The organism is Pseudoalteromonas sp. TB25 (genome assembly GCF_000497995.1).
GTDB lineage: Bacteria > Pseudomonadota > Gammaproteobacteria > Enterobacterales > Alteromonadaceae > Pseudoalteromonas > Pseudoalteromonas distincta.
In genome coordinates this window covers 1-6,470 of sequence record NZ_AUTI01000125.1, presented here as the reverse complement: position 1 = coordinate 6,470, position 6,470 = coordinate 1, and the positions used below count along the sequence as shown (strand labels likewise).

Genomic DNA, 6,470 nt, shown 5'->3' with positions numbered 1-6,470 from the left:
GTTGCTGCCGCTCGCGCATTTATAGGCAGCCCTGAACTAATAATTGCTGATGAGCCCACATCTGCACTCGATACAAATAACCGTGAGAGCTTTATAAAGCTACTGTTTGAACAAGCAAAGTTATCTAATAGTACGCTGGTATTTGTGAGCCACGATGAAACACTAAAGCCTTTATTTAACCGCTCCATTGATCTTATAAATTTGCAGGAGCAGGTATGATTCTCGCTAAACTTGCTTACAAAAGCTTATTAAATCGCCGCGCAAGTGTACTGCTTACATTATTTACTATCGCAATTAGTGTAATGCTACTTTTGAGTATTGAACGTGTACGAATTGATGCTAAAAGTAGTTTTAGTAATACTATTTCGGGCACTGATTTAATTGTTGGTGCGCGTACCGGCGATATACAGTTGCTGCTTTCGTCAGTATTTAGAATTGGCCATACTAATAACGGCGTAAGTTGGAAAAGTTATCAATACATAACAAGTCAGCGAGGCGTAAAATGGAGCATACCTATAAGCCTAGGCGACAGCCATAAAGGCCAAGCGGTACTAGGCACAACACTTGATTACTTTAGCCATTATCGCTTTGCAAAAAAACAAAATTTAACCTTTAACAAAGGCCACCCTTTTGCCGCAATTAACGAAGTGGTGCTAGGTAGCGAAGTTGCAAATAAACTAGGCTACAAACTTAACGACTCTATTGTTATATCGCACGGCATGGGGAACACCAGTTTTCATCATCATGACGATAACCCATTTAAAGTCGTCGGCATTTTAAACCCAACAGGCACGCCAGTTGATAAAACGCTGCACATTCCTTTGGCTGCAATCGATTTAATTCACGGCGGTAAAGCGAGCCTTGAGCATGAGCATGAGCATGAGCATGAGCATGAGCATGAGCATGAGCATGAGCATGAGCATGACGAACATAACAACCTAGTCGGTCACCCAAAGCAAATTACAGCATTTTTAATGGGATTTAACTCGCCTTTGTATACATTACAAATTAGGCGCAATATAAATCAATATAAGCCAGAAGCCCTGCTTGGCATTATGCCAACCGTAACACTTAAAGAGTTATGGGAAATGCTCGCCATAGTAGAAAAAATACTATTACTATTCTCAGCTGTTGTCGTGTTAGTTAGCTTACTTGGTATGTTAACGACATTGCTTGCAAACCTGAGCCAGCGACGTCGCGAACTTGCTATATTGCGCTCAGTAGGCGCTCGCCCTTGGCATTTATTTACACTTATTAGTATTGAGTCATTACTGACCACTTTACTTGGTTGCCTAGTAGGTAGTGCGCTTTATTACTTAGTTATTTTTTCAGCCAGCGGTTACTTACAAAGCCATGCCGGTATAAGCGTAAATATCACAATGCTCTCTTACTATGAACTGGGCTTAATCGGGGTTATTATGGCCGCAGGTTTTGTTATTGGCTTAATACCCGCTACTCGCGCTTATTTTTATTCACTCAGCGATGGCATGAGTATAAAAGCATAATTTTTAGGTATTTTATGACATTTTTTAAAACAGCTTTTCAATACATTGCTGCTATTAGCTTATTATTTATAAGCGTAGCGAGCTATGCCAATCCACCAAAAGAAATTTTTTGGGAAGACTTAATTCCCAAAGGTCATATGCAAATAGACACTCAAGCACAAGCTAATCACGAAGGCAGCGATCAAAACTGGGTGCAACCCGATTTAGATGCTCCAGTGGTAAAAGCGCTTGATGGTCAATCGGTAAGTTTGCCAGGTTTTGTTGTGCCACTTGAGGGCGATAGCGAAGTCATTACTGAGTTTTTACTCGTGCCTTATTTTGGCGCCTGTATACACGTACCACCACCACCGCCAAATCAAATAGTCCATGTAACGATTAAAGGTGGTGTGCCTATAGATAGTCTTTACGACGCAATCGTTGTAACCGGAATAATAAGCACAGAAACATGGTCGGGCGAAATCGCGCAGGTAGGATATAAAATGAAGGCAGTCGGTGTAGCACCGTTCGAGCTTTAAAATAAAGGGCCCGCTTTTAGAGCTGGCCCTTAAATCTCATTAAATTTAGAGTCAGTAAAATTCAAATAACTACTTTTGGCAATTTGAGCAAAAAATAGTACTGCGTTGCCCTAATCTAATTTCTTCTAATTCGTTTTCGCACGTCATACATGGCTTACCTTTGCGCCCATATACTAATAACTCTTGGGCAAAATACCCAGGCTTACCATCACTTTGTGCAAAGTCTTTAAGCGTTGTACCACCTTGTGTAATAGCCGCCGCAAGCGTGTCTTTTATAATAGGGATAAGTGCTTGATAACGTTTGAGCGATACTTTTCCCGCTTCTCGCTTTGGATGTATACCCGCTTTGAATAACGATTCATTCGCGTAAATATTACCAACACCAACCACCACTGCGTTATCCATAATAAATTGCTTTACGGGTACTTTTTTATTGCGCGATTGTTCGTACACGCGTTTAGCAAAAAAATCATCGGTAAGCGGCTCAGGACCAAGCTTAGAGAGTAGCTTATGCACTTCACCGGGCTCTTGCCATAAGCAACAACCAAAACGACGAGGATCGTTTAAGCGCAGCGCTTTACCGTTGCCAAAAATAAACTCTACATGGTCATGCTTTTTAAGCGGCTCACTTTTATCTACTACACGCAAATTACCTGACATACCCAAATGTAAAATAGTGCTCCCAAGCTCACAATGTAAAAGTAAATATTTAGCTCGTCGCTCAATACTTGTAACAATTAGCCCTTCAAGTTGATACACATCATCGGGCACTGGCCAGCGCATACTGGCATTGTAAATATTTACCTTTGTAACAACTTGGTTTTGTACGTGGGGAGTGATACCCATTCGGCTCACTTCTACCTCTGGTAATTCAGGCATTAATTAGACTCACTTTGTGAAAAATCAAAACTAGGGAATAACTGCTGAGCAGTTTTTAAATCGAGTGCGAGTATTCGCTGGCTTCTCTTTTCGAGTAAATAATATTGTCCATCGCCTTTGTAGAGCAAATAAACCCACGGCATACTTTCGCCAGCCAACTCAAATGTAGCAACGTATAAAGGTGCATTAGGATTAAAAACAACAGACTCATTAACCCCCATTAGCGCCGCACTTTGCCATTGGTTAACTAAATCACTAAGCTGCTGCTCAGAAGCTTTCCACACGAGCGGTATATCTTTTTGTAGTGGTGTTGTACGCCAACTTGTTCCTATTCGCTCAATTTTTTGATCAACAAATTGCAGTGTAAGTACAAAACTTTGCTGGGGGAGTACAGCTTGTAACGCTGGTTTATCCTCCCCTCCTAAAAATTGCTTATGCCAGCCATTTAAAAAGAAGATCATAATCAACATCGAAAATATTATAACGTTGTTCCAACCTTTACGGCCCAGTCGCATATAAATACACCTAATAAATTCAAGATTTTAAAGTGTAACTAAAACTTAATTGCGCTGTCTATATGTTAAAGGCCGCAGACTTTGTTAGAATATCGGCAAATTTAAAGGAGTTCCGTCAATGTCTATGTATGTAGTGGGCCATAAAATCCCAGATTCAGATTCTATTTGTGGTGCAATTGCACTGGCTTATTTAAAAAACCAAATTGATGAGCCAGCAATTCCAACTCGTCTTGGTGAAGTTTCACCTGAAACTCAATTTATCCTTGATAGATTTGGTTTTGAAGCACCAGAGCTTAAGTTAAGCTACGCTGGTGAAGATGTGTATATTGTAGATCACACAGAAAAAACACAAGCACCTGATGATATCGACCAAGCTCGCGTTGTTGGTGTGGTAGATCACCATAAATTAGGTGACTTAACATCATCGACTCCGCTTGAATGTTGGATTCGTCCTGTTGGTTGTTCAAACACCATTATTAAAATGATGTATGACTTCTACAACGTAGAAATCCCTAAAGACATCGCTGGTATCATGATGTGTGCAATTTTAAGCGACACAGTTATATTTAAATCGCCAACATGTACCACAGCCGATATTAAATGTGTTGAAGCGCTAGCTGAAATTGCAGGCATCGAAGACTTTAAAGAACTTGGTATGGATATGTTCCGCGTTAAATCTGCGGTAGAAGACACACCAGCACGTGATTTAGTAATGCGTGACTTTAAAGATTTCAACATGAACGGTAACCTAGTAGGCATTGGCCAGCTAGAAGTAATCGACCTTGCTGTTTTTGACGATATTAAAGCAGACCTTGCAGCCGATATTGCTAAGCTAAAAGTTGAGGGCAACCGCCACTCTGTATTTTTACTGCTTACCGATATAATGAAAGAAGGCTCAGAAATGCTAATTGTATCTGACGATGCAAACTTAGTTGAGCAGGCTTACGGTGTAAAACCAGAGAATGATAAAGTATGGTTAGATGGTGTACTGAGCCGTAAAAAGCAAGTAGTACCACCACTACAAGATGCATTCACAAAAATCTAATGATACCAATTTTATTAAAAACATGATTATTTTATCGCATTAAATAAATCACTAATTTAATGCTATTGGTATAACGTTTTTTGATTTAAAAGCCTTGTTGGTTATGCCAACGAGGTTTTTTTATGTCAATTCGCTAATCATAGTTTAAAAACAAAAAACCCAGCCTAAGCTGGGTTTTTAAATTCTAAAAGAAGAACTAAAATTACTTAATTTTAGCTTCTTTAAAAAGAACATGTTTACGAATCTTTGGATCAAACTTTTTGATTTCCATCTTCTCAGGCATGTTACGTTTGTTTTTGTCAGTAGTGTAGAAAAAACCAGTACCGGCAGTTGAAACTAAACGGATTTTATCGCGCATGATTCAGATCCTTAAACTTTAACGCCGCGAGCACGGATTTCTGTAAGAACCGTGTCGATGCCTTTTTTATCGATAATACGCATACCTTTAGTAGTAGTGCGTAATGTTACAAAACGTTTTTCACTTTCAACCCAAAAACGGTGTGTTTGTAGGTTAGGTAGGAAACGACGTCTAGTCGCGTTTCTCGCGTGTGAACGGTGATTACCAACCGCTGGACGCTTACCTGTAACTTGACATACTTTAGACATGTCTATATATCTCCAATAACTTCGCTCGAGCTTAATTTAATCTAAGGCCGTGTATTTCCGCCCTAGAGATAAATCGAAGGGCGCTCTTTATACAGCTTTTACAGGCAAAGATCAAACACTGATCTATCCAATCAGCTCATATATGTAAATTTGATAGCGGCTAATTATAAAGATCGAATGCCCTTAGGGAAAGTAAAAACTGCATTTAAATTAAACTAATTTGCCAAAACACGTTAAACAGCTCATTTTTAACACACTTATGTGTCTAACAAAGCTAAATCAGGCCTCGCTCGGCAAACGAAACACAGGTTTCTCCACCAACAATGATGTGATCGAGCACACTTATGTCGACCAATTGCAGTGCTTGCTGCAATTTATTCGTAATAAGTTTGTCTGCTTGGCTCGGTTCTGCAATACCACTTGGGTGATTATGCGCAAAAATAACAGCGGCTGCATTATTTTTAAGGGCAGCCTTTACCACTTCACGCGGATAAACACTGGCAGAATTAATTGTGCCATAAAAAAGTATTTCGTCTTTTACTAATCTATTTTGGCTATCTAGGTATAACACCATAAATACTTCTTGTTGCAAGCCTCGCATTTGAATTGTTAGATAGTCATAAACTGAGTTAGGCGAATTAAACACTGCATCTCGTTGGCAACGCTCCTGCATATAACGTTGGCTTAGCTCTAATACAGCTTGTAGCTGCACATACTTAGCGGTCCCTAACCCCTTTTGAGAGCAAAACTCCTCAATACTGGCATTAAACAAATTATGTAGGGTTTTATTTTCATTTAATAGATGCTGAGCCAACTCAATTACATTCATTCCTGGTAACCCTGTTCGTAAAAATATGGCAAGGAGCTCAGCATCAGTAAGCGCTTTAGCTCCTTTGGAGATGAGTTTTTCACGAGGTCGAAGTGAGTTTGGAAGTGAAGTAAGTTGCATTGTTCATCCTTGAGAGGCGAAAGTGTCTTATAAATGTAATGCAAATTTAAAATTTAGCCTGTTATTTCGAATTAAAAAACTTCGCTGTACGGGTAAAGATTTGTTATTTTAAGCCCAATATTTAATAAAAACTGATGAACATTCATGACTAACTTAACAAACAAAAAAATTGTACTAGGTATTACCGGCGGTATTGCAGCTTATAAATGCGCAGAACTCGTTAGGCGATTAAAAGACGCTGGTTGTGAAGTAAAAGTAGTTATGACTGAATCAGCTAAACACTTTATTACACCACTGACCATGCAAGCCGTTAGTGGAGAAACAGTCTCTGACTCATTACTAGACCCTTCTGCCGAAGCTTCAATGGGGCATATTGAATTTGCAAAATGGGCTGACTTAATTTTAGTTGCCCCAGCTACCTGCAATATTATTGCAAAAATGGCAGCGGGCATTGCT

General features: G+C 39.5%; 9 protein-coding genes and 1 pseudogene. 5 read left to right on the top strand and 5 right to left on the bottom strand.

Annotated features, from left to right (window positions below):
- The 3 genes and pseudogenes from L652_RS0102645 to L652_RS0102635 form a co-directional block, all read left to right on the top strand.
- Positions 1 to 219: pseudogene (locus tag L652_RS0102645) on the top strand (ABC transporter ATP-binding protein); the annotation flags it as partial.
- A complete protein-coding gene (locus L652_RS0102640) occupies positions 216 to 1,505 on the top strand; it encodes an ABC transporter permease (protein ID WP_024597020.1) in 1,290 nt (429 codons plus the stop codon). The pseudogene L652_RS0102645 and the gene L652_RS0102640, both read left to right, overlap by 4 nt.
- 14 nt (positions 1,506 to 1,519) lie before the next feature.
- Entirely contained in the window at positions 1,520 to 2,020 is a 501-nt protein-coding gene (locus L652_RS0102635) for a DUF3299 domain-containing protein (RefSeq protein ID WP_004335523.1), read from the top strand.
- A 69-nt stretch (positions 2,021 to 2,089) separates the two neighbouring features.
- On the opposite strand, the gene mutM is transcribed toward L652_RS0102635, so the two are convergent.
- Together mutM and L652_RS0102625 are read right to left on the bottom strand one after the other, a co-directional pair.
- A complete protein-coding gene (mutM, locus tag L652_RS0102630) occupies positions 2,090 to 2,899 on the bottom strand; it encodes a bifunctional DNA-formamidopyrimidine glycosylase/DNA-(apurinic or apyrimidinic site) lyase (RefSeq protein WP_004335526.1) in 810 nt (269 codons plus the stop codon).
- Complete coding sequence (locus tag L652_RS0102625; protein ID WP_004335529.1) at positions 2,899 to 3,414, bottom strand: hypothetical protein; 516 nt, start codon at positions 3,412 to 3,414, stop codon at positions 2,899 to 2,901. Before L652_RS0102625 ends, mutM begins: the two co-directional genes overlap by 1 nt.
- Positions 3,415 to 3,532: 118 nt before the next feature.
- Between L652_RS0102625 and L652_RS0102620 the strand changes: the two genes are divergently transcribed.
- Positions 3,533 to 4,459, top strand: a complete 927-nt coding sequence (locus tag L652_RS0102620; protein WP_004335532.1) for a manganese-dependent inorganic pyrophosphatase — start codon at positions 3,533 to 3,535, stop codon at positions 4,457 to 4,459.
- Between the two features lie 202 nt (positions 4,460 to 4,661).
- On the opposite strand, the gene rpmG is transcribed toward L652_RS0102620, so the two are convergent.
- The 3 genes from rpmG to radC all read right to left on the bottom strand — a co-directional run bounded on the left by rpmG (position 4,662) and on the right by radC (position 6,014).
- Complete coding sequence (gene rpmG, locus L652_RS0102615) at positions 4,662 to 4,817, bottom strand: 50S ribosomal protein L33 (RefSeq protein ID WP_004335545.1); 156 nt, start codon at positions 4,815 to 4,817, stop codon at positions 4,662 to 4,664.
- 11 nt (positions 4,818 to 4,828) lie between these two features.
- Complete coding sequence (gene rpmB, locus L652_RS0102610; protein ID WP_004335549.1) at positions 4,829 to 5,065, bottom strand: 50S ribosomal protein L28; 237 nt, start codon at positions 5,063 to 5,065, stop codon at positions 4,829 to 4,831.
- Positions 5,066 to 5,339: 274 nt separating this feature from the next.
- Positions 5,340 to 6,014, bottom strand: a complete 675-nt coding sequence (gene radC, locus L652_RS0102605; RefSeq protein WP_024590645.1) for a DNA repair protein RadC — start codon at positions 6,012 to 6,014, stop codon at positions 5,340 to 5,342.
- A 144-nt stretch (positions 6,015 to 6,158) separates the two neighbouring features.
- Here radC and L652_RS0102600 point away from each other — a divergent pair.
- A partial coding sequence (locus L652_RS0102600; protein WP_029770123.1) for a flavoprotein occupies positions 6,159 to 6,470 on the top strand: 312 nt, incomplete at its 3' end.